At 65.4% G+C, this 21,124-nt stretch carries 19 protein-coding genes; 12 read left to right on the top strand and 7 right to left on the bottom strand.

Going from position 1 to position 21,124, the window contains the following annotated elements; translation table 11 throughout:
- Positions 1-46: 46 nt before the first annotated feature.
- The 3 genes from DVS29_RS28620 to DVS29_RS28610 are packed head-to-tail and all read left to right on the top strand — an operon-like array spanning position 47 to position 5,563.
- The gene (locus tag DVS29_RS28620) at positions 47-1,342 is read left to right on the top strand and encodes a TolC family protein (protein WP_240655824.1); all 1,296 of its coding nucleotides are present in this window, start codon (positions 47-49) and stop codon (positions 1,340-1,342) included.
- Positions 1,332-2,498 (top strand): efflux RND transporter periplasmic adaptor subunit, encoded by a 1,167-nt coding sequence (locus DVS29_RS28615; RefSeq protein ID WP_118183900.1) that lies wholly within the window; start codon positions 1,332-1,334, stop codon positions 2,496-2,498. Before DVS29_RS28620 ends, DVS29_RS28615 begins: the two co-directional genes overlap by 11 nt.
- The gene (locus DVS29_RS28610) at positions 2,495-5,563 is read left to right on the top strand and encodes an efflux RND transporter permease subunit (RefSeq protein ID WP_118183899.1); all 3,069 of its coding nucleotides are present in this window, start codon (positions 2,495-2,497) and stop codon (positions 5,561-5,563) included. Before DVS29_RS28615 ends, DVS29_RS28610 begins: the two co-directional genes overlap by 4 nt.
- Before the next feature lie 79 nt (positions 5,564-5,642).
- Here DVS29_RS28610 and DVS29_RS28605 read toward each other — a convergent pair whose 3' ends face one another.
- Complete coding sequence (locus DVS29_RS28605; RefSeq protein ID WP_118183898.1) at positions 5,643-5,936, bottom strand: hypothetical protein; 294 nt, start codon at positions 5,934-5,936, stop codon at positions 5,643-5,645.
- 427 nt (positions 5,937-6,363) lie between these two features.
- On the opposite strand from DVS29_RS28605, the gene DVS29_RS28600 reads away from it, so the two are divergent.
- The gene (locus tag DVS29_RS28600; protein WP_240655823.1) at positions 6,364-8,598 is read left to right on the top strand and encodes a patatin-like phospholipase family protein; all 2,235 of its coding nucleotides are present in this window, start codon (positions 6,364-6,366) and stop codon (positions 8,596-8,598) included.
- A 15-nt stretch (positions 8,599-8,613) separates the two neighbouring features.
- Here the strand turns inward: DVS29_RS28600 and DVS29_RS28595 are convergent, their stop codons facing one another.
- Positions 8,614-9,738 carry an ATP-binding protein gene (locus DVS29_RS28595; RefSeq protein WP_118183915.1) on the bottom strand — a complete coding sequence of 375 codons (1,125 nt, stop codon included), beginning with the start codon at positions 9,736-9,738 and terminating at the stop codon, positions 8,614-8,616.
- Positions 9,739-9,829: 91 nt separating this feature from the next.
- Positions 9,830-10,537 (bottom strand): response regulator, encoded by a 708-nt coding sequence (locus DVS29_RS28590; protein WP_118183914.1) that lies wholly within the window; start codon positions 10,535-10,537, stop codon positions 9,830-9,832.
- Positions 10,538-10,702: 165 nt separating this feature from the next.
- On the opposite strand from DVS29_RS28590, the gene DVS29_RS28585 reads away from it, so the two are divergent.
- Both DVS29_RS28585 and DVS29_RS28580 read left to right on the top strand, forming a co-directional pair.
- The gene (locus DVS29_RS28585) at positions 10,703-11,671 is read left to right on the top strand and encodes a DUF535 family protein (protein WP_118183896.1); all 969 of its coding nucleotides are present in this window, start codon (positions 10,703-10,705) and stop codon (positions 11,669-11,671) included.
- 25 nt (positions 11,672-11,696) lie between these two features.
- Entirely contained in the window at positions 11,697-12,161 is a 465-nt protein-coding gene (locus DVS29_RS28580) for an adenylyl-sulfate kinase (RefSeq protein ID WP_164708005.1), read from the top strand.
- Positions 12,162-12,173: 12 nt separating this feature from the next.
- Here the strand turns inward: DVS29_RS28580 and DVS29_RS28575 are convergent, their stop codons facing one another.
- From DVS29_RS28575 to DVS29_RS28560, 4 genes are all read right to left on the bottom strand, one after another.
- On the bottom strand, positions 12,174-12,644 hold the full coding sequence (locus DVS29_RS28575; RefSeq protein WP_118183894.1) for a PA2169 family four-helix-bundle protein: 471 nt from the start codon (positions 12,642-12,644) through the stop codon (positions 12,174-12,176).
- Positions 12,645-12,735: 91 nt separating this feature from the next.
- A complete protein-coding gene (locus DVS29_RS28570; protein WP_124800724.1) occupies positions 12,736-13,047 on the bottom strand; it encodes a hypothetical protein in 312 nt (103 codons plus the stop codon).
- A gap of 114 nt (positions 13,048-13,161) precedes the next feature.
- Positions 13,162-13,605, bottom strand: coding sequence for a DUF6691 family protein (locus tag DVS29_RS28565; protein WP_118183892.1), 444 nt, complete (start codon positions 13,603-13,605; stop codon positions 13,162-13,164).
- Between the two features lies 1 nt (position 13,606).
- A complete protein-coding gene (locus tag DVS29_RS28560; RefSeq protein ID WP_118183891.1) occupies positions 13,607-14,050 on the bottom strand; it encodes a YeeE/YedE family protein in 444 nt (147 codons plus the stop codon).
- A 269-nt stretch (positions 14,051-14,319) separates the two neighbouring features.
- On the opposite strand from DVS29_RS28560, the gene DVS29_RS28555 reads away from it, so the two are divergent.
- From DVS29_RS28555 to dhaL, 6 genes are read left to right on the top strand one after another with little or no spacing between them, the layout of a single operon-like run.
- Positions 14,320-15,297 (top strand): sugar-binding transcriptional regulator, encoded by a 978-nt coding sequence (locus tag DVS29_RS28555; RefSeq protein ID WP_118183890.1) that lies wholly within the window; start codon positions 14,320-14,322, stop codon positions 15,295-15,297.
- Positions 15,294-16,934, top strand: coding sequence for an FGGY-family carbohydrate kinase (locus DVS29_RS28550; protein ID WP_205962531.1), 1,641 nt, complete (start codon positions 15,294-15,296; stop codon positions 16,932-16,934). Before DVS29_RS28555 ends, DVS29_RS28550 begins: the two co-directional genes overlap by 4 nt.
- Positions 16,931-18,499, top strand: a complete 1,569-nt coding sequence (locus tag DVS29_RS28545; RefSeq protein WP_118183888.1) for a glycerol-3-phosphate dehydrogenase — start codon at positions 16,931-16,933, stop codon at positions 18,497-18,499. The genes DVS29_RS28550 and DVS29_RS28545 overlap by 4 nt, the downstream gene beginning before the upstream one ends.
- Positions 18,500-18,501: 2 nt before the next feature.
- The gene (locus DVS29_RS28540) at positions 18,502-19,434 is read left to right on the top strand and encodes a sugar phosphate isomerase/epimerase family protein (protein ID WP_118183887.1); all 933 of its coding nucleotides are present in this window, start codon (positions 18,502-18,504) and stop codon (positions 19,432-19,434) included.
- A gap of 26 nt (positions 19,435-19,460) precedes the next feature.
- The gene (locus DVS29_RS28535; RefSeq protein ID WP_118183913.1) at positions 19,461-20,483 is read left to right on the top strand and encodes a dihydroxyacetone kinase subunit DhaK; all 1,023 of its coding nucleotides are present in this window, start codon (positions 19,461-19,463) and stop codon (positions 20,481-20,483) included.
- Positions 20,471-21,124, top strand: a complete 654-nt coding sequence (gene dhaL, locus DVS29_RS28530; protein ID WP_118183886.1) for a dihydroxyacetone kinase subunit DhaL — start codon at positions 20,471-20,473, stop codon at positions 21,122-21,124. The genes DVS29_RS28535 and dhaL overlap by 13 nt, the downstream gene beginning before the upstream one ends.

Below are 21,124 nucleotides of genomic sequence, written 5' to 3'. Positions count from 1 at the left end.
GGTTTGCTGTGCATTCGCGGGCTGCACCTGGTATCGCGCAGAGCCGTTGACGCCGACACCCACCGCCACCACTCAGGCCGATCTCGCGCGGATCCGCATCGATCCCGCGACGATGCCTTTACCCGAACTCGCCGCGCACCGCTTCGATCCGTCCGGCGGATTCGACATCGACGACGTCGCGATGCTCGCGGTCGTCAACAATCCGGACCTCAAGCTTGCCCGCGACGATCTCGGCATCGCGCGTGCTCAGGCATTCTCCGCTGGGCTGCTGCCCGATCCGCAACTGGCCGTCTCCACCGACTATCCGGGTGCGGCCGGTTTCTCGCGCGCGTTCAGCTACGGGCTGAGCATGGATGTGATGGCGCTCGTGACCCGCAACGCGAACAAGCGCTCGGCGGATGCTTCCGCGGCGAAGATCGATCTTGGTTTGCTGTGGCAGGAATGGCAGGTGGTTGCTCAGGCGAAGCAGCTGTTCCTCAAGGCCGGTCTGCAGCAGCAGACACTGCCGTTGCTGCAACGTCAGGCGGATCTCACGCAATTGCGCTGGACGCGTATGTCCGCCGCGCAGCGCCAAGGCAATCTGACCGGCGACACCACGGCCGCTGCGTTGACCGCATACAGCGACGCACGCAAGCAGCTGAGCGACGCGCAGCGCGCAGCGGAGCAGACGCGCCACGACCTGAACGCATTGCTCGGCCTCGCGGCGGATGTGGCGTTGCCGTTGCGGCAATCGGACTCGGTGCAGCCAGTCGACAACGCGACGGTCGATGCAGCGCTCGCCGATCTGCCGAAGCGCCGTCCCGATCTGATCGCATTGCAGGCGGGCTACGAAGCGCAGGAGCAGAAGTATCGCGCGGCGATCCTCAACCAGTTCCCGAGCCTGTCGGTCGGCTTCGTGCGCGCTCGCGACACGTCGGAGACCTATACCAGCGGATTCCAGATCAACCTGAGTCTGCCGATCTTCAACCGCAATCGCGGCAACGTCGCGATAGAAAGCGCGACGCGTCAGCGTCTGCACGACGAATACCAGATCCGGTTGAACCAGGCTGATGCGGACGTCGTCCATCTGCGCAACGACACGGTCTTGCTCGCGCAGCAGCTCGCGGACGCTAACGCCGCGCTGCCCGGCATCGAGCAGACCGCGCGCGAATCCCAGCTCGCCTACGACGACCACGACCTCGCGCTCGGCTCCTATACCGACGCGCAGACCGCTGCACTGACCAAACGCATCGACATCCTGACGCTGACCGAATCGCTTGCGGAAGCGCGAGTCGGTCTGCAGGCGCTGCTCGGCAGCGCGATTCCGGATGCACAGATATTCAGGAGTTCCCATGAAAAATGAGCGCACCAGCACCAGCACCAGCACGCGTACCGTGCTGTTCGCGGTCTCGGTCGCCGTCGTGTCGGCGCTGATTGGCATCGTGATGCTGACCGGATCATCGTCGCGGGCGTCCGCAGCCGCAGCAAGCGATGCGTCGTCAACGGATCAACAACCGAGCGTAGCGGTCGAAACGGTCAGCGTGCAACGCGGAGAAATCGGCCAACCGGTGCATGCGTACGGTGTCGTCGCGGCCGGAACGGGCAACGTCACCAGCATCAGCCTGCCGTATGTCGCGAAGGTCGAGCAGGTTCGCGTGCAGCCCGGTCAGCGCGTGACGCGCGGCACGCCGCTCGTCGTGGTGCAGGCGGATGCGTCGGCGGTGGTCGCGGCTGAGCAGGCGAAGAGCGCAGTCACGCTCGCGCAGGGCGAACTGGACCGCACGAAAGCCTTGTTCGAACAGGCGCTGGCCACGCGCTCGCAACTGGCCACTGCGCAAAAGGCGCTATCCGATGCGCAGCAGAATGACGCCGCGCAGGCGAAGCTCGGCATCGCCGGTGGAACGAAGACCATCGTGTCGCCGGTCGATGGCGTCGTGCTGCAGATTGCGTCGGCGCAGGGCGACCAGGTGGCGGCGGGCACCGCGATGATGCAGCTTGCCGGAACCGGCAGCGAGGGGCAGCAGCGCGCCAACGTGATGCTGGGCATCGAGCCCGCGGATGCGGTCAGCGTGCATGCCGGCGATCTGGTTGCGGTGCGTGGGTTGTCCACCGCGCTCGCGGCGCATCCAGCCGAAGGTCACGTCGTGCTGGTCGGTGCCGCGGTAGATCCGCAAAGCCAGCTCGTCGATGTCGGCGCGAGTGCGATGCTCGCGCAAACGCAGCTGATTCCGGGCACGCACGTCGAAGCCGACATCACGACACGCAGCGGCACGCACTGGATCGTGCCGCGCGATGCGGTGTTGCAGGACGATCACGGCAGCTGCGTCTATCAGGTCGAGGCTGGAAACAAGGCGCGCCACGTACCCGTCACGGTCAGCGTGGAAAGCGGCGATCGCTATGGTGTCGACGGTGCGTTGAACGCGAAAGCGCCGCTGGTGCTGGCTGGCAACTACGAGCTGACGGATGGCATGGCCGTGCGCGTCGATGGTGCTGCATCGGCCGGGAGCGCGAAGCAATGAAGTTCGGTCAGTGGATGCAACTGCATCGCCGCTCGCTGCTGTTCGTGGTCGCGTTGCTCGCAGCCGCCGGCGCGCTCACTGCGTTCCGGCTGCCGATCTCGCTGTTTCCGAACGTCGCGTTCCCGCGCGCGGTGGTCTCGCTCGATGCGGGCGACCGGCCCGCGGAACAGATGACGACGCTCGTGACGATGCCCGTTGAAGAAGCGCTGCGACGCGTGCCCAACGTGCGCGACGTCGAATCGAAGACGAGCCGCGGCACCGCCGAGGTCTCGATCAATTTCGATTGGGGCACGGACATGGCGCAGGCCACGCTGCAGGCGCAATCGGCGATCAGCGAGATTCTCGCGACGTTGCCGTCGGGCACGTCGATGCAGGTTCGGCGCATGGACCCGACGGTGTTTCCCGTGCTCGCGTACAGCCTGACGTCGAAGCAACAGTCGGCGACCACGCTGCGCGATCTGGCGCAGTTCCAGTTGCGTCCGTTGCTGTCGTCCGTGGATGGTGTCGCGCGAGTCGATGTGACGGGCGGCGCGCAGGAAGAGTTCGAAGTCGCGATCGATCCGGCGAGACTCGCGGTGTACAAATTGTCCGTCGCGGACGTATCGAAAGCGATCGGCGCGACCAACGTGCTGATGGCGACGGGTCGCATCGAAGACCATCACAAGCTATATCTGGTGATCGCGAATTCCGCGCTGACGCAGATCGACGAACTGAAGCGTGTCGTCGTGTCGTCGGTCAACGGCACGCAAGTCCGGCTCGGCGATATCGCGACGGTGACCGATGGCGTTGTGCCGCAGTGGATTCGTGTGACCGCGGACGGACAGGACGCGGTGCTGATCAACGTCTATCAGCAGCCCGGCGCGAACAGCGTCGCGATGGCGCGCGCGGTTCGCGCGAAGCTCGCCGATTTTCGCCGCCAGATGCCGGCCGGCGTACGGCTTGCCAACTGGTACGACCAGAGCGAACTGGTGGTCGCGTCCGCGACGAGCGTGCGGGACGCGATCATGATCGGCGTCGTGCTTGCCGCCATCACGCTGTTCGTGTTTCTGCGCAACTGGAAGATCACGGCGATCGCGGTTGCGCTGGTACCGGTCGTGATGGCCGCGACCATCTTGCTGCTCGACGTGTTCGGAATGGGCTTTAACATCATGACGCTGGGCGGCATGGCGGCCGCGGTCGGTCTTGTGATCGACGATGCGATCGTGATGATCGAGCACATTGTGCGGCGCATGCGCGAGTCGGGCCAGCATGCATTTCACGGGCGCGTGATGGCGGCCGCGCTCGAATTCACGCGCCCGCTGGCCGGGTCGTCGGCGGCGACGCTGATCATTTTCGTGCCGCTCGCGTTTCTGTCGGGTGTGACGGGCGCGTTCTTCAAGGCGCTGTCGGTCACGATGGCGAGCGCGCTGTTCATCTCGTTCATCGTGACGTGGCTCGCCGTGCCGATTCTGTGCGATCGCTGGTTGAACGAGAAGGATGCGCAGGAGCATCGCGAATCGCGCGTGGCCGCGTGGATCAATCGCCGCTATACGAGCATGCTGACGCGCGTCTGCAATCGTCCGCTATGGGCGCTGGCGGGCCTCGTGCCGCTCGTGATCGTGGCGGCGTTCGCATTCACGCGAGTCGGCAGCGGTTTCATGCCGACGATGGACGAAGGCGGCTTCGTGCTCGACTATCACACGGAGCCGGGGACCTCGATCACGGAGACGGACCGTCTGATCCGCCAGGTCGAAAAGATCATCGAGGCCAATCCGAACGTGGCGACCTATTCGCGGCGCACCGGAGCAGGCCTGGGCGGCGATCTGAACGAACCGAACCATGGCGATTTCTTCGTGCGGCTGAAGTCGGGGCAGCGCGAGCCGATCGAAAGCGTGATGGAGGAAATCCGTACGCAGATCGACACGAAGGTGCCGGGCGTGAGCGTGGAGCTCGCGCAGCTGATGGAAGATCTGATCGGCGATCTGACCGCGGTGCCGCAACCCGTCCAGATCAAGATCTATTCGGATGACCAGGCAACGCTCGATTCGACCGCGCACCAGGTGGCGACGCGGATCGGCAAGATTCAGGGCATCGTCGATATTGAGGACGGCATCAATCCGGCCGGCGACGCGCTCGAACTGCACATCCGCCCCGACGCGGCTGCGGCGGAGGGTATGGACCCGCAGTCGATCGCGCAGGCGGTGTCGGACATGGTCGAAGGATCGGTCGCAACGCAGTTCGAGCGCGGGCCCAAGACAGTCGGCGTGCGGGTGCGCGTATCCAATGCGCGGCATCTGACCGACACGGAACTGGGCGCGTTGCAGATCCGCGCGCCGGATGGGCATCTGTTCGCGCTGAGCCGGGTGGCGGAACTCGTCGTCGCAACCGGACAGCCCGAGATCAACCGCGACAACCTGAAGCGTATGGTCGCGGTCACCGCGCGGATCGAAGGGCGCGATCTCGGCTCGACCATCGCCGACGTGCAGAAGGCGCTCGCCGAACCCGGATTGTTGCCGAAGGGTGTCTACTACGAACTTGGTGGCCTCTATCAACAGCAGCAGATTGCATTCAAGGGACTGTTGACGGTATTCGGCGCGGCGGTCGCGCTGGTGTTCGGCCTGCTGCTGTTCCTGTACGAGCGTTTCCGGATTGCGCTTGCCGTCATGGCGATGCCGCTGCTCGGCGCGGGCGCGGTATTCATTGGCTTGTGGCTGACGGGAATCGAGCTGAACATCTCCGCGATGATGGGCATGACGATGATCATTGGTATCGTCACGGAGGTCGCGATTTTCTACGTGTCCGAACTGCAAGGCTTGATCCGCGACGATGGCGTGCCGTTCGAACGCGCGCTGATCGAGGCGGGGCAGAACCGCCTGCGGCCGATCGCGATGACGACGATCGCCGCGATCCTCGCGTTGCTGCCGCTCGCATTTGCGCTCGGACAGGGCTCGGCGATGCAGCAGCCGCTCGCGGTCGCGATCATCTCGGGGTTGATCGTGCAGTTGCCGCTCGTGTTGCTGCTGCTTCCCGTGCTGTTGCGCCTGCTGCTTGGAAAGCGCGGCCATACCGACGGCGATACGGAGTAATCCGTCGCTCGCACCGTTGAGAACGAAGGGCCGTTCGCTGCATGCGAACGGCCCTTCTGCTTGATCGGGCGATGGCTGCTCAACTGACCTTCTGGGCCTTTTCTTTGGCCAGCAGGCGCTGCGCCTGATGATCGCCGCGACCGGCTTCCTGCGCGGTCTGCACGGACGTTTCGGTGGATTCGGCGAGTGCCGCGCGAGCGGCGCTGCTGATGCTCACCTTGTACGACGCGGAGGCGGTAGTGCTGGCTGGCGCGTTAGCGGACGACGACGTGGACGTTTGAGCTGCGGATGAAGCGGTGGTCGAACTGGATTTGCCGGCATGCGCGGACTGCACGGATGGCTGGCCGGCCGACTGAATGGCGGGAACCGTCATGAGATGCTCCGGAGGTGGACGTAAGGTGCTGCAAGGAATTTAACGGCGCGTTCCGGAACACGCTTGAGCACTATATTTTTCATGTCGATGCCGGCTGTTAAGCCTGTCTTAAGGCTCCGCACGCGCAGTGATTCCTGCTTTCGTTTTTCCGTGCCTCGCAACGTGTCGGTCCACCTGAGAAGCACGGGATTTCTTAAGCTTCCCTTAAGGTCTGGAATCCGCTGTGCGACGCGCCTTTAGAGCCGGCTAGCGCGGCCATGCAAAAACGCAACCTGATCGCGGCGTCGCAAAAACCGGGTAACCTCTCGGTTTTTTAAACGTCGAGACGCGCATGGCCTTGACCTCGGCAAGACAAGCATTCAACGATATCGCCCTGACCAGGCATCGCCGGACAACGACTCACGCGATCGGCGCCACTGCATTGCTGATGGCGTTTTTCTGGGGGCTGCTGCCATCCGCGCACGCCGAAGGCACCGCGTGTTCCGCGCTCGGCGGGCAAACGGGCCGTCCCGCCGTCGGTCTCGTGCTGTCCGGCGGCGGCGCACGCGGCTACGCGCATCTCGGCGTGCTGAAGGTACTCGAGGAAAACCGCATTCCGGTGGACTGTATCGCCGCAACCAGCATGGGCGCCGTGGTGGGCGGTCTCTACGCGAGCGGGATGACCGCGCGTGAGATGGAGAGCCGACTTGCGCAGATCAATCTCGCGGACATCGCCTTCGATGTGACCGAACGCGCCGATCTGCCCCAGTCGCAACGGGAAGACGAGCGGCTTTACGTGAACAGCCTGACGCTCGGCGTGAGCGATAACGGCGTTCGACTGCCTCCAGGACTCGTGCAAGGCAATCGTCTGCAGGCGCTGCTGCAGGACTGGACGTCCGCCGTGCCAGGCAATGCGTCGTTCAACCAGCTGTCCATTCCCTACCGGGCTATCGCGACGGATCTGCAGACCGGAGAGAAGGTGGTGCTCGACCACGGTTCGCTGCCGCAGGCGATCCGCGCGAGCATGGCATTGCCAGGCCTGTTCGCGCCGACTGAAGTGGACGGTCGTACGCTAGTCGATGGAGGGCTCGTCAGCAATCTGCCGGTCGAAACCGCGCACGACATGGGTGCGCAGACGATCATCGCGGTCGATATCGGTTCGCCGCTGCGGCCGCTCGATGCGCTCGCGTCACCCGCCGACGTGATGCAGCAGATGATCGGCATCCTGATTCACCAGAACGTTGCACGCCAGCGCGAGCAGTTGCGCGGCGACGACGTGCTGATCCAGCCGTCGCTCGGCACCTTGAGTTTTGCCGACTTCGCCAATGCGAAGCAGGCGATCGCCGCCGGCGAGGCCGCCGCGCGCGCGGCGCTGCCGCAACTGCAGCACCTCGCGCTGACGCCCGAACAATACGCGGCGTGGCGCGCGGCGCACACGTTGCCGGCGAGCGGTCCGGTCCGCATCACGCGAATCGAAGTCCACTCGCACGGCGCGGTACCGGAGAAAATCATCCGCGACGCGCTGCATGTTCAGGCCGGCGACAACTACGATCCGCAGGCGCTCAACCGCGACCTGCTTGCGCTGACCAATGCCGGCGACTTCGATACCATCACGCAGCAGCTTGTCAGCGACGGCGCCGGCAACACGCTCGTGGTCGATGCTCACGACAAGACGTGGGGGCCGAACTTCCTGCTGTTCGGTCTGGGCCTCTCGGCAAGCTCGTCGGACGAAGGCGGGTTCCGCCTGCACCTCGGCTATCGCCGGCCGTGGCTTACGTCGTCGGGACTCGAAGGACGCGTGGACGGCACCGTCGGCAGCGATCTGTTGAGCCTGCATGCGGAACTGCGGCAACCGCTATCGCAGTCGTTCGGCTACTACGTCGCGCCGTATCTGGAGTTCGAGCGCCGCTACGCGAACATCTATCAGGACGACCCTTGGGTCAAGCTGACCCAGTATCAGCTGCAAACCGAGCGCGCGGGTCTCGACTTCGGGTTGCCGCTGTCGAATCTCGGCGATTTCCGGATCGGCGTCGCGTACGCGCACGGCTTTGCGTCGCCGCAATACAACCTGCAGGTGGACAACGGCGACGGCACCACGTCGATGCTGTACCCCGATATTTACGGCCGCCAGGTCACGGCCCGCGCACGTCTCGTGATCGATCAGCTCGACGATCCGCTGTTCCCACGCCAGGGGTATTTTGTGGAACTGCGCGGCGAGCGTTCGCTGTTCACGCAGACCAACAGCTTTACCGAGGCGTATGGCAAAGCGATCGCGGCAGCGAGCTTCGGACGCCATAGCTTCAACGCGAGCGTGGAAGGCGGCAACGACTTCGGCAACACCAACCCGATCAATCCGTTCGGCTTCACGCTTGGCGGCTTCCAGCATCTGTCGGCGTACGCGGCCGATCAGCTCGCCGGCGACGCGATGTTCTACGCGCAGGTCACCTACATGAACCGGCTCGCGACGTTCGACGCATCACCGATCCACGGCCTGTTTGCCGGTATGAGCGTTGAAGTCGGGAACGTGTGGGAAGGCGAAATCCAGAACGGCGGCGGTCCGCTCAAACGCAGCATCACGTTCTTCACGAGCGCCACCAGTTCGTTCGGGCCGATCTATGTCGGTGTCGCGTTCGCACCGGGCGGGCGCCACAACTTCTATATCCAGCTGGGGCATACCTATTGATGCGAGGGCACGGCGTCACGTCGTCGTGCCGGCCGGCCAGCGCATTTCGAAGCGAGCACCGTTCAACGTCCGCGGATCGGTCACCGCAATCCGGCCATGATGCGCGCGCAGCACCTGCTGCGTGATCGCGAGGCCGAGACCGTAGCCTCCCGTGTGCCGGTCGAGCCGCACGAACGCGTCGAAAATGCGCTGGCGCTCGCTTTCCGGCACGCCGCTGCCGTCGTCTTCGACGAAGATCTCGACGTTGCCATGCCGCACGGAGAGCCCGACCTGAATTCGTGCACGTGCGTATTTGCTGGCGTTGCGCAGCAGATTGCGCATCGCGTAGGACATCAGGCGCTTGTCCATCGTCACTCGCAATGCGCGATCGATCTCGACGTTCCGGACGATTTCCTTGTCGGCATAGAGCAGCGTCGCATCGTCGATCTGCGTGTCGAACCACGCGGCGAACACAGTCGGTTCGAGGTTCGATTGCAGCGAGCTGTATTCGAGCCGCGCGTAGGTCAGGCTCATGTCGATCAACTCGTCGAGCTCGGTCACGTCCTGACCGATGCTCGCGAGCGCGCCCTCGTATTCCGCCGCCGAGGACGGTTCGTGCAGACTTTCCAGCGCGAAACGCACGCGTGCCAGCGGCGTGCGCAATTCGTGCGAGATGCCGTTGGTCAGATCGCGTTGCGCGGCAATCAGCCGTTCCATCCGTTCGGCCAGCGCATTCAGCGTGCGCGCCAGCGGACCGATGATCACGCTGTGCGATTCGCGGGCGCGCGTATTGAAACGGCCGCCGGTGAAGTCGATCGCGCGTTCGCGCACCATCACCAGATCGAGCCAGACGGGCCGCATCCATTGGTATGCGGCGATGGCGGGTATTGCCAGCAGCACGACGACGGGCAGCGCGACGCCGCCTGGCAGTGCCGTCAACGCGCGCCAGACGTTGCGCGTGTCCGGCGCGAATGACAGCCACACTAAAGGCACCGCCGCGGCAAGCAGCGTGAGCCCGAGCAGACGGAGATAGACGCGCACGTAGAGCCGGGACCAGCTTGGGATGCGATCGGCGCGCGTATCGGTCCACGAACGGCGGAAACGCAGCCATCGCCATTTGCAGTAACGGAAGGTGGAAAGCTTCTGCGCGGTCGGCTTCATGTTCGCAAACTGCAAAAAATCGGATGGTGTGCGCGAATGTCGATTTGCACGCCGCCCGTGTAGAGTTTTGTCGCCACGCGTTCGGCGCGCGTCATTCCCACGCGATCTTGCTGAACTGATAGCCTTTGCCGCGCACGGTCTTGATGCGTTGCGGAACGCTGGCGTCGTCGTGCAGCTTGCGGCGCAGCTTCGAGATGCCGCCGTCGATCGTGCGATCGAGTCCGTCGAACTCCACTCCGCGGAGCTTCCGCATCAGTTCGTCGCGACTCACGACTTCACCCGCGTGACTTACCAGTACCCACAGCAGATCGAATTCGGCCGAGGTCAGATCGGGCTGACTGCCGTCGGGCAGCGTCACGGAGCGTGTCGTGCGATTGATCTCGAACTTGCCGAACGTATAGCGTTCCCGCTTCGCGGGCGCGTCCGCACCGCGCGCCACCGCGCGCCGCAACTGGGCCTTGATTCGCGCGAGCAGCACGCGCGGTTCGACCGGCTTGTGCACGTAGTCGTCGGCGCCGAATTCGAGACCCAGCACTTCGTCGAAGTGCTCGTCGCGCGCGGTGACCATGATGATCACGCCGTCGTACTGCTCCCGAGCCTCGCGGCAGATCTGGAAGCCGTCCTTGCCAGGCAGGTTGACGTCCAGAATCACGAGATCGGGCTGTCCCTTCAGGATGGCCGGCACGGCTTCGTTGCCATGCAGAACTACGTCGACCTGATAGTCGTGTTTGCGGAGATAACCTGCGACGAGCGCGGACAGGCGGCTATCGTCTTCGACGAGCAGGATCCGGAAAGACATGGGCGTAGCGTCGGAATTGAACAGGGCGCGGCGGCCAAGCATAGCAGAGACACTCCAGGGTACCTGGATGCGCTCGACAAAACTCGACAATTCTCGACACGACTCGACATAGCCAGCGCGCGCGACAGCTAGCATCCGTTCGTCGCAATACCGAATGGAGCTGCTGTGAACTCGATACGTATCAACCGGCTTGGCGTCCGCACGCACTGGCTCGCCAGATTCGCGGATTCGCTCGCGTTGATCCGGCGCGCGAGCTACGCGCTCTATCCACGCGAGACGCTCTTTCATCGCTGGCGCCGCGTGCGTCTGTGGATGCGTTCGATGGTCTGGTGGCACGCGACGGTCGTCTGGCTCAGGCAATGCGAAATCTCGCCGTTGCGCGACATGGCGTGGCGCGATCCGATCGTGTACGAACGCATGCACCGTCCGTTCCTGCATGGACGCTTTGGTGCGAGCAGACGTCTTGCCGCAAGTCTCGATCACCAGGCGATCACGATGAGCGAGGCGCCGCGGCTTGCGACGCAGATTGCCCGCGATGGGTACCGGAAGATTGCGCACATCGAACGCGGCGACGAACGATGGACCGTCACGCTCGAATCGATCGAGCGGTTCTGCAAGGAGGGCGACTGGACCCTGTGCATTCGCGACAGCGAGGGACGGCGTGTGGTCTCCTGCACCTTCAGCTTTGCCTACCTCAGCGGCAAACGTTCGCGCGTGCGCATGTGCATCGGCTCGGTACAGGGTGCGGACTCCCCGCTAAACGGCCGCGAGCTGTTTCGCGCGTTGACGAAGCGTTGGTACGGGTTGCGGCCGAAGGTGTTCGTGATCTATCTCGCGCAGTGCGTCGCGTCGGCGATGAATGCGCACGGCACCTTGCTCGTGTCGACCCGTTCGCACATTTACTCGAGCTGGCGCTATTGCCTTCGCAAGCGTCGCGTGGCGGCCGACTACGACGAACTCTCGCGCGAATGCGGCGCGCTCGCGCACTGGCGGAACTGGCATGTCCTGACGCCGCCTGCGCGCTATGTGACCGACCATCTCGCGGACCGCGACGGCAATGCGACGCGGCGCAAGCGTCACGAATTGCGCACGAGCCTCGCGATGCAGATCGACGCGAGCGTTGGACGTGGTTGATTGCGACCAGTCGAGCGTTCTGCCGATGATCTGGCTGACCGGGCAGTGTCCATCGAAAGCGCTTGGTGTGGCCAGACAGCTCGATCTGCTGTTGAGCCGTCGCGCTTACCGGACGGTGCTGCTCGACGAAGCGCAGCTGTTGGGCGGGCTCTGCGAGGCCGCATCGACGAAAACCGGGATGCGGGAGAACGAACGACGTCTCGCCTATCTGGCGGAACTGTTCCAGCGTGCCGGCGACGCGGTGATCGTATGTACCGGGTTTCGCCCGTCCGGATGGATCAGCCTGGCGCGCTGGATTCTCGCAGACTGGCTGTTCGAAGTGACGCTGACAGACGCTGGTCGCGAAACCGGCGCCGCCGTGTCCCGGGAAGCCGGTCTTGCACCGCTGCCGAAGCTGAGCCTCGTCTTCGACCGCACCGACCTCGATCCGATGACCATGGCCAGCGTGGTCGCAACGAAGGCGGGCATTGCGCTCGAGATGCGTGACTAGGGCACCGCGGCCCTAGTGCGTTCCGCGGGCAGCGTAGCCTGCTTTCAGCATTTTGATCCGGTCGCGATCTCCGACGATCTCCGCGTGCTGCCGCCCGATCAGGGTGCGGACTTCCGCAGGCAGATTGCTGGTCAGCGCCTCGCTGAACCGCATGTTCGCCGCGTCCTCGGCACGCTCGCATTCCGCGAGGATGTCGTCATCGCTCAGGCGACCCAGGTGCGCTTTCAGATAGGCCGAACTGCGACGCATCGCGCCTGCCATCGTGCCGTCCGCCTCCGCGTGAATCCCGAGGTCGAGCGCGGCAAGTTGCAGCTCCTGCGAACGGTGCGCATATTCCTCCGCAAGCGTATTGAAGACGCGCTTCAGTTCGGGATCGTGCGCATCGCCGGCTGCGTCGTTGAAGTCCAGCACACCGTCTTTCAGGACTTCGATCAGGCCGTTCAGAACAGAGGCCTGGTTGATATCCAGAGCATTGGTATCCATAACACCTCCACAGGGCACGGTTGCAATGGCTGTTGGCGAGTGAGCATCAATCGTTCCACGAAAGGGCCGACTTGACCCTTCGTGCGACCCTTCAAGAGCTGGATGAACGCTCGGCGTCGCGCAGACGTTTTACTTCGCGCTCAACCGCGTCGCGGTGCGCAAGCATCGCTTCGAGCCCCTGTTGCAGCAGGCCCAGCAACGCCTCGCCTTCCGCTGCGGGAGGGCCGCCCGCAGGATAGCGTTCGAGATGCTGCGTCAACGCACCGATTCTCCGGCGGGCATCGTCCACATGCCGATTCGCCGCGGCCAGAACCTGTTCTTCGTCAGATAGATCCATCACGTTGTTCCTTGCAGCAGCTAGTGATTGCGCACCCGCCGATACGTTGAATTCATTGTAGGACAACGGGACCATCGTGCCGTTCGCGGCAGGCCCGCTTCGAGTGCCGGCATCGCGCCGCGGCACGCCCGCGAGGCCGGGAACGTGCGTCCGAAAGAAGAACACGCGTCGCGACGACACTCACGCCCGCTGCATGCCCGACTTCGCGCGCTCGACCAGTTCGAACACGATCATGCCTGCCACCATCGCCGCGACGAAGCCCGCGCCCTTCGCATAGCCCGCGCCCAATGCGACCAGCGCGGGCCCCGGGCAGAACCCGGCCACGCCCCAGCCGATGCCGAACACGGCGCTGCCGAGCACCAGCCTCAGCGTGATCGTGGTGCTGGTGGGCAGCTGCATCGGCGAACCGAGCAGCGATCGGCTGCGGCGCTTCGCGATGAAGAACGCCAGCACGCCGACGGCGATCGCGCCCACCATCACGCACATCAACGACGGGTCCCAGCGGCCCGCCAGATCCAGAAAGCCCAGTACCTTCGCCGGATTGGCCATGCTCGAGAGCATCAGGCCGATACCGAACAGCAAGCCGGCGAGCAACGCCGAAGCGGGCGCAGCGAGAGCGGCCATGTCAGCCTCCCATCACATGGAGTCGCACGAAAACGGTCAGGAATCCTGCCGTCATGAACGTCGCCGTGGCGACCAGCGAGCGCACCGATCCGCGCGACAGACCGCACACGCCGTGGCCGCTCGTGCAGCCGCCCGCGTAGCGCGTGCCGACGCCTACGAGAAATCCCGCCGCCAGAATCTGGCCCCAGCTTGCCTGGATGTCCGCGTGTGCCGGCTCGCCCAGCAGACCGGCGAGCACCGGCGCGCCGACCAGTCCGGCGACGAAGGCCACGCGCCAGCCGATGTCGCTGCTTGACGAGCGCGCGGAGGCCAGCAAGCCGCCGACGATCCCGCTGATGCCGGCAATGCGTCCGTTGAACAGCACCAGCACGGCGGCCGCGAGACCGATGACCAGGCCGCCCGCCAGCGACAGACCGGGCGTGAAATGGTTGAGATCGACGGTCACTGCCTGACTCCTTTCCTCACTGACGCACCAAAAACACACAACGCAAAACGCGCAAAACCCCCGTCTAACGCCGCGCGACGGGCCATCCGCACATCGTAACCGACCCTAAACGCCGCGCTTCGCCGGCAACCGCGGCGGATGCGCGCAGCCCGCTCCGACCCAGGGTTATAGCGGATGGCGACGCCCGATCCGCTTGCTATCCTTGCCTCAAACTGAAAAAAAATACAGCAAGAGAAAAAAAATTCACTTCGTTCTGATCTGGAGAAGACATGGCGAAATCCGTTGCCAAACGCGATGCCGAAGACAGCCTGGCAATCCGGGCTGCATGGTTGCACTACGCCGCCGGGCAGACCCAGGCGGACGTCGCCATGCGGCTGGGCGTCAGCAACGTCAAGGCGCACCGGCTGATCACGCGGGCCAACCAGAGCGGCGCGGTGAAGGTCACGATCGAAGGCGACGTGGCGGAATGCGTGGTGCTGGAAACGGCGCTCGCGAAGCGCTTCGAACTCGCGTATTGCGAAGTCGTGCCCGATCTGTACGAGCAGGGCCTGCCGCTGCGGGCGCTCGGCATTGCCGGCGCGCAGTTCCTGCAGCGCGAGATCGCGGCCCGCCAGGGCGGCGTGATCGGCATCGGCCATGGCCGTACGCTCGCGGCCGTCGTCGGCGACATGCCGCACATGGACGCGGGCAAGGTCCGTTTCGTGTCGCTGCTCGGCGGCGTGACGCGCGACTACGCGGCGAACCCGTACGACGTGATCCACCAGCTTGCGGAAAAAACCGGCGCGATGTCCTACGTGATGCCGCTGCCGTTCTTCGCGAATACCGCCGAAGACCGCCAGGTGCTGCTCGCGCAGCGCGGCGTGCGCGAGGTCTTCGATCTCGCGGCGCATGCGGACCTGATGGTGGTCGGTATCGGTACCGCGCAACCCGACGCGCAACTCGTGTCGTCGCAGATGATCTCGCCCGATGAAATCCACGAGGTGCGCGAGCTGGGCGGCACGGGCGAATTGCTGGGTCACTTCTTCGACCCGGTGGGCAAGGTCGTGGAGACTTCGCTGGCGGCGCGCACCGTGGCGCCGGAACTCGTCGATCTGACCGGGCGGCGCATCGTCGCGATCGCCGGCGGCGCGGAAAAGATCGACGCGATCCGCGCGGTGCTGCATAGCGGCCTGCTGAGCGGCCTCATTACCGACGAGGCCACGGCGCTCGCGCTCAACGACGACGCCACCACTGCCGAAGGTGCATGATGGACAGCCCCGGACGCGATCTCCTGATCGGCATCGACGCCGGCACGTCGGTCATCAAGGCCGTCGCTTTCGACCTGGCCGGACGGCAGCTCGCCGTCGCATCGGTGCCGAATCACTACACGACGCGCGCCGACGGCGCCGCGTTCCAGTCGATGGAGCAGGCATGGGCCGATTGCGCGCAGACGCTGCAGAAGCTCGGCACGAAGGTCGAACGTCTTGCTGAACGCACGGCGGCAGTCGCAGTGACCGGGCAGGGCGACGGCACGTGGCTGGTCGGCGCGAACAACCGGCCCGCCGCCGATGCGTGGTTGTGGCTCGATGCGCGTGCCGCCGGCACCGTGCGGCGTCTGGAAACCGGCCCGCTGCGCCGCGCGCGTTTCGAAGCCACCGGCACCGGGCTGGCCGCATGCAGCCAGGGCGCGCAGATCGCACACATGGCCGCGACGACACCCGAGGTGTTGCACAGCGCCGAAGTCGCGATGCACTGCAAGGACTGGCTCTATCTGAACCTCACCGGCGTGCGCGCAACCGACCCGTCGGAGGCGAGCTTCACCTACGGCAATTTCCGCACGCGGCGCTACGACGATAAGGTGATCGAAGCATTGGGCCTCGACGCGTGGCGCGGCCTGTTGCCCGACATCATCGACGGCACGGAGATCCTGCATCCGCTGACGGCCGAAGCCGCCGCGGCGACCGGTCTTCTGCCAGGCACGCCGGTGTGCCTCGGCTTCGTCGACATCGTGATGACCGCGCTTGGCGCCGGCATTCACACGGCCGGCGTGGCGGGCGCGAGCTGCTCGATCGTCGGTTCGACCGGCATGCATATGCGCGCGGTGCAAAACGCCGACGTGTACCTGAATGTCGAGGGCACCGGCTACGTGATCGCATTGCCGGTTCCAGGCATGTCGAGCCAGGTGCAGTCGAACATGGCGGCCACGCTCAATATCGACTGGGTGCTGAATCTCGCGTGCGATCTGCTCGCGGAATTCGGCACGACGCTGTCGCATACCGACCGCGTGAAACGCATCGACGGCTGGCTGCAATCCGCGCGGCCGGGCGCGTATCTGTTTCACCCATACATCTCAGAAGCCGGCGAACGCGGGCCGTTCGTCAACGCCGACGCACGCGCCGGCTTCATCGGACTCACCAGCGACGGGCGTTTTCCCGATCTGCTGCGCGCCGTGATCGAAGGACTCGGCATGGCTGCGCGCGACTGTTATGCGGCGATGGGCGGCGCGATGCCGTCGGAGCTGCGGCTGACGGGCGGCGCGACGCGCTCGCGTGCGCTGCGCGCGGTCCTTTCCGCGATGACGGGCGCACCCGTGCGGATCTCCGAACGCGAAGAAGCCGGCGCCGCCGGCGCCGCGATGATGGCGGCGGTCGCGCTCGGCGTGTATCCCGACATGCAGGCGTGCATCGGCGAGTGGGTCACGCCGCTGCTGGGGCAGGCCGAGATGCCCGATCCCGACCTCGTGCAAACCTACGCGCGGCTCTTTCCCGTGTACCAGCATGCGCGGCGCGCGCTGGAACCCGTGTGGGAAGAGATGGCGCAGCGCACGAAGGCCCCGTCTCATCCCGCGCCCGTCGTTACGGCTGCGGCTGCGGTGAAAGCAGCCGAACCGAGGGCCGTGCAATGAGCGAAGGCCAGACATTCGACCTCGTCGTCATTGGCGGCGGCATCAATGGCGCGGGCATTGCCCGCGACGCCGCTGGTCGCGGGCTGTCGGTCCTGCTGTGCGAAAAGGACGACCTGGCGCAGGGCACGTCGTCACGCTCGGGCAAGCTCGTGCACGGCGGGCTGCGTTATCTGGAGTACTACGAATTCCGGCTCGTGCGCGAGGCGCTGATCGAACGCGAAGTGCTGCTCAACGCCGCGCCGCACATCATCTGGCCGATGCGCTTCGTGCTGCCGCATAGCCCGAACGACCGGCCCGCGTGGCTCGTGCGGCTCGGCCTGTTCCTGTACGACCACCTCGGCGGCCGCAAGAAGCTGCCCGGCACGCGCACGCTCGATCTTCATCGCAGCCCCGAAGGCGCGCCGATCAAGGACGAGTTCCAGCGCGGCTTCGAATACTCGGACTGCTGGGTCGACGACGCGCGCCTCGTCGTGCTCAACGCCGTGGATGCGGCCGAGCGCGGCACCCAGGTGCTGACGCGCACCGCATGCGTGTCGGCGCGGCGCGAAAGCGGCGCATGGCGGATCGAACTGCGCGACTCGCGCGACGGCACGAAACGCGTGGTCGCCGCGCGTGCGCTGGTGAATGCCGCGGGCCCGTGGGTGGCCGACGTGATCGAACGCGCGGGCGCTAGTTCGACCCGCAAGGTGCGCCTCGTCAAAGGCAGTCACATCGTCACGCCGAAGTTCTGGGACGGCGCGCATTCGTACCTCGTGCAGAACGACGACAAGCGCGTGATCTTCGTCAATCCGTATGAAGGCGACAAGGCGCTCATCGGCACGACGGACGTGCCGTGGGACGGTGCGCCGGACAACGTCGCGATCGACGACGCGGAGATCGACTACCTGCTGACCGCGGTCAACCGCTATTTCAAGCAGCCGTTGCGCCGCCAGGACGTGCTGCAGACCTTCGCCGGCGTGCGTCCGCTTTACGACGACGGCAAGGGCAATCCGTCCGCGGTGACGCGCGACTACGTGTTCGATCTCGACACCAGCGGCGGCGCGCCGTTGCTGAATGTATTCGGCGGCAAGATCACGACCTTTCGCAGGCTCGCGGAATCCGCGCTGCAGCAGCTTCGGCCGACGTTCCCGAACATGGGCCCCGACTGGACCGCACACGCGACGCTGCCCGGCGGCGACATCGAGCAGGCCGACATGCCGCATTTCATCGCGCGTCTGCAACGCGAGTATCTGTGGATGCCGCGCGACCTGATGCGCTACTACGCGCGAACCTACGGCGCGCGCACTGCGCAGGTGATCGATGGGGCTGCTTCGCTCGCGGAGCTCGGCCAGAAATTCGGGCCCACGTTTTACGAGGCCGAAGCGCGCTATCTGATCGCGCACGAATGGGCCGAGACCGTGGCCGACATCCTGACGCGGCGGACCAAGCATGGGCTGCATATGAGCGCCGATCAGATTGTCGCGTTCGATGCGTGGTTCGGATCGAAGCTGGACACGCGCTACGACGGCGCGGCCCGAAGCGCGCTCGAAGCGAACCGCGCGCCGTCCACTCACCCCACGAGATGAATATGGCTTTCACCCTCGCGCTCAACACGAATCCGCTCGTCAACCGGTTCGCCGAACCGGACGATCTGATCGACACGATCGCGCACCGGATGAAGATCCGCGATGTGCAGCTGACGCACGAATTCATCAACCCGTCGTGGCCCGCCGCGGTGACGCGGCGCCAGGTGCGCGCCATGCAGGCAGCGCTCGCGCGCACCGGCGTGCGGATCACGTCGGGCATGACGGGCCCGTACGGGCGGCTCAATCACTTCGGTCACCCTGATGCCGACGTGCGGCGCTATTACGTCGACTGGTTCAAGACCTTCGCGGACATCACAGCCGATCTCGGCGGCCGCTCGATCGGCACGCAGTTCGCGATCTTCACGTACCGCGACTATGACGACGCCAGCCGGCGCGATGCGCTGATGCAGACCGCGATCGACTGCTGGGCCGAGGTCGCGGAACACGCGAAGGGCGCGGGCCTCGAGTACGTGTTCTGGGAGCCGATGTCGGTGGGACGCGAATTCGGCGAGACCATCGCCGCGTGCATGGCGCTGCAGGAGCGGCTGTCCGCCGCGAAGATGGCCGTGCCGATGTGGATGATGGCCGACATCGATCACGGCGACATCACGAGCAGCAATCCCGACGATTTCGATCCGTACGCATGGGCTCGCGCGGTGCCGCGCGTGTCGCCGATCATCCATATCAAGCAGTCGCTGATGGACAAGGGCGGACACCATCCGTTCACCGCCGAGTTCAACGCGCGCGGCCGGATCCAGCCGGAACCGCTGATCGCCGCGCTGAAAGCGGGCGGCGGTCAGGATAACGAAATCTGCCTGGAACTGTCGTTCAAGGAACGCGAACCGAAAGACCGGCAGGTCGTCGAGCAGATTGCCGAATCGGTGGCGTTCTGGGCGCCGCATTTCGATACCGGCGTAGCCGACCTGAACATCTGAGGAGCGCGACGACGATGCCTGGCGCGATGACACAGAAACTGATCAACGACGGCGACGCGGCAGTCGACGAAATGCTCGATGGCGTGCTCGCCGCGCATGGCGATCTGCTGACGCGATCCGCGGACGCGCCGCGCGCGATCATCGCGCGCCACGGTCCGCGCGACGGCAAGGTGGCGCTCGTGATCGGCGGCGGCTCGGGGCACGAGCCGACCTTTCTGGGCTTCGTCGGCAAAGGGCTGGCGGATGCCGCGGTGATCGGCAACGTGTTCGCGTCGCCGCCGCCGCAACCGGCTGTCGATGCGGCACAGGCCGCGCACGGTGGTGCCGGCGTGCTGTTCATGTACGGCAACTACGCCGGCGACGTGATGAATTTCGACATGGCCTGCGAACTGCTGCAGATGGAAGGTGTCGAGGCGCGCACCGTGCTGACGACCGACGACATCGCGTCGGCGCCACGCGATCGGCGCGACCAGCGCCGCGGCGTGGCGGGCAACGTGTTCATTTTCAAGGCTGCGGGTGCAGCAGCCGACCTGATGATGCCGCTCGGCGAAGTGGAGCGCGTGGCGCGTCACGCGAACGCGCGCACTTACACGCTCGGCGTCGCGCTCGCGCCGTGTTCGCTGCCGCAGACGCGCCGCGTGAACTTCGAGATTGCAGCGGGCGAGATGGAAATCGGCATGGGCATTCATGGCGAGCCGGGCATGCGCCGCGAAGCGCTCCGTCCCGCCGATGCCGTGGTCGACGAGATCATGGACGCGATCCTCGCCGAGATGGGTGCGGCGCGCGGAGACCGCGTGGTCGTGCTGGTGAATTCGCTCGGCTCGACGCCGCTGATGGAGCTGTACATCCTCAATCGCCGCGTCGCGCAACGGCTGCAGGACGCAGGGCTGGTCACGCATCGCACGCTGGTCGGACCGTTGTGCACGTCGCTCGAAATGGCGGGCGCGTCGATCACCGTGATGCATCTCGACGACGAATTGCAGCGCCTGATCGATCACCCGTGCGAATGCGCGATGTTCCAGCAGGAGGCCAGCCGATGCGCACGCTGACCACCGCCGACATCGCGCGACTGTTCCGCGAACTCGCCGCAACCATCGGCGCGGCGCGCGACGAACTGTGCCGGCTCGACGGCGTGATCGGCGACGCGGACCACGGCATCGCGATGACGCAAGGGTTCAACGCCGCTTCGACCGCGGTTGGCGCACTGCCCGACGACACGACGTTCGCGGCTCAATTGAATGCCGCGGCGAAGGGCTTCCTGAATGCGGTTGGTGCGTCGTCGGGGCCGCTTTACGCGACGGCATTCATGCATGCGGCGAAAACCGCTGGCGCGCGTGAAGAGATGCCGCTTGCCGATGCGCCTTTGCTGATCGTTTCGATGGCCGAAGGCATCCGGATGCGCGGCAAGGCGGAGCCCGGCGAAAAGACGATGGTCGACGTGTGGATGCCGGCCGCGGACGCAGTGAAGCAAAGCATGGCGGACGGACTGCCGCTCGCCGCGATCATGGCCAGGATGCGCGATGCCGCGACAGCGGGCGCAGCATCCACCCGCGCGATGGTCGCGACCAAAGGCCGTGCATCGCGCCTGGCCGAGCGCAGCGTTGGGCATGTGGATCCGGGCGCGGCGTCGGCCGCGATCATCGTCGGCGTGATCGCCGATGACTGGGAAAAACTTGAAGTTCTAGCGTAG

The sequence above is a fragment of the Paraburkholderia phosphatilytica genome, assembly GCF_003443895.1.
GTDB classification, from domain to species: domain Bacteria; phylum Pseudomonadota; class Gammaproteobacteria; order Burkholderiales; family Burkholderiaceae; genus Paraburkholderia; species Paraburkholderia phosphatilytica.
This window is presented reverse-complemented; position numbering and strand designations above follow the sequence as displayed.

What these genes read in the sequence shown, in the direction of transcription:
- DVS29_RS28615 (WP_118183900.1), top strand. Translation starts at nt 1,332, where the DNA reads ATGAAAAATGAGCGCACCAGCACCAGCACCAGCACGCGTACCGTGCTG.
- DVS29_RS28610 (WP_118183899.1), top strand. Translation starts at nt 2,495, where the DNA reads ATGAAGTTCGGTCAGTGGATGCAACTGCATCGCCGCTCGCTGCTGTTC.
- DVS29_RS28605 (WP_118183898.1), bottom strand. Translation starts at nt 5,936, where the DNA reads ATGACGGTTCCCGCCATTCAGTCGGCCGGCCAGCCATCCGTGCAGTCC.
- DVS29_RS28600 (WP_240655823.1), top strand. Translation starts at nt 6,364, where the DNA reads ATGGCGTTTTTCTGGGGGCTGCTGCCATCCGCGCACGCCGAAGGCACC.
- DVS29_RS28595 (WP_118183915.1), bottom strand. Translation starts at nt 9,738, where the DNA reads ATGAAGCCGACCGCGCAGAAGCTTTCCACCTTCCGTTACTGCAAATGG.
- DVS29_RS28590 (WP_118183914.1), bottom strand. Translation starts at nt 10,537, where the DNA reads ATGTCTTTCCGGATCCTGCTCGTCGAAGACGATAGCCGCCTGTCCGCG.
- DVS29_RS28580 (WP_164708005.1), top strand. Translation starts at nt 11,697, where the DNA reads ATGATCTGGCTGACCGGGCAGTGTCCATCGAAAGCGCTTGGTGTGGCC.
- DVS29_RS28575 (WP_118183894.1), bottom strand. Translation starts at nt 12,644, where the DNA reads ATGGATACCAATGCTCTGGATATCAACCAGGCCTCTGTTCTGAACGGC.
- DVS29_RS28565 (WP_118183892.1), bottom strand. Translation starts at nt 13,605, where the DNA reads ATGGCCGCTCTCGCTGCGCCCGCTTCGGCGTTGCTCGCCGGCTTGCTG.
- DVS29_RS28555 (WP_118183890.1), top strand. Translation starts at nt 14,320, where the DNA reads ATGGCGAAATCCGTTGCCAAACGCGATGCCGAAGACAGCCTGGCAATC.
- DVS29_RS28550 (WP_205962531.1), top strand. Translation starts at nt 15,294, where the DNA reads ATGATGGACAGCCCCGGACGCGATCTCCTGATCGGCATCGACGCCGGC.
- DVS29_RS28545 (WP_118183888.1), top strand. Translation starts at nt 16,931, where the DNA reads ATGAGCGAAGGCCAGACATTCGACCTCGTCGTCATTGGCGGCGGCATC.
- DVS29_RS28540 (WP_118183887.1), top strand. Translation starts at nt 18,502, where the DNA reads ATGGCTTTCACCCTCGCGCTCAACACGAATCCGCTCGTCAACCGGTTC.
- DVS29_RS28535 (WP_118183913.1), top strand. Translation starts at nt 19,461, where the DNA reads ATGACACAGAAACTGATCAACGACGGCGACGCGGCAGTCGACGAAATG.
- dhaL (WP_118183886.1), top strand. Translation starts at nt 20,471, where the DNA reads ATGCGCACGCTGACCACCGCCGACATCGCGCGACTGTTCCGCGAACTC.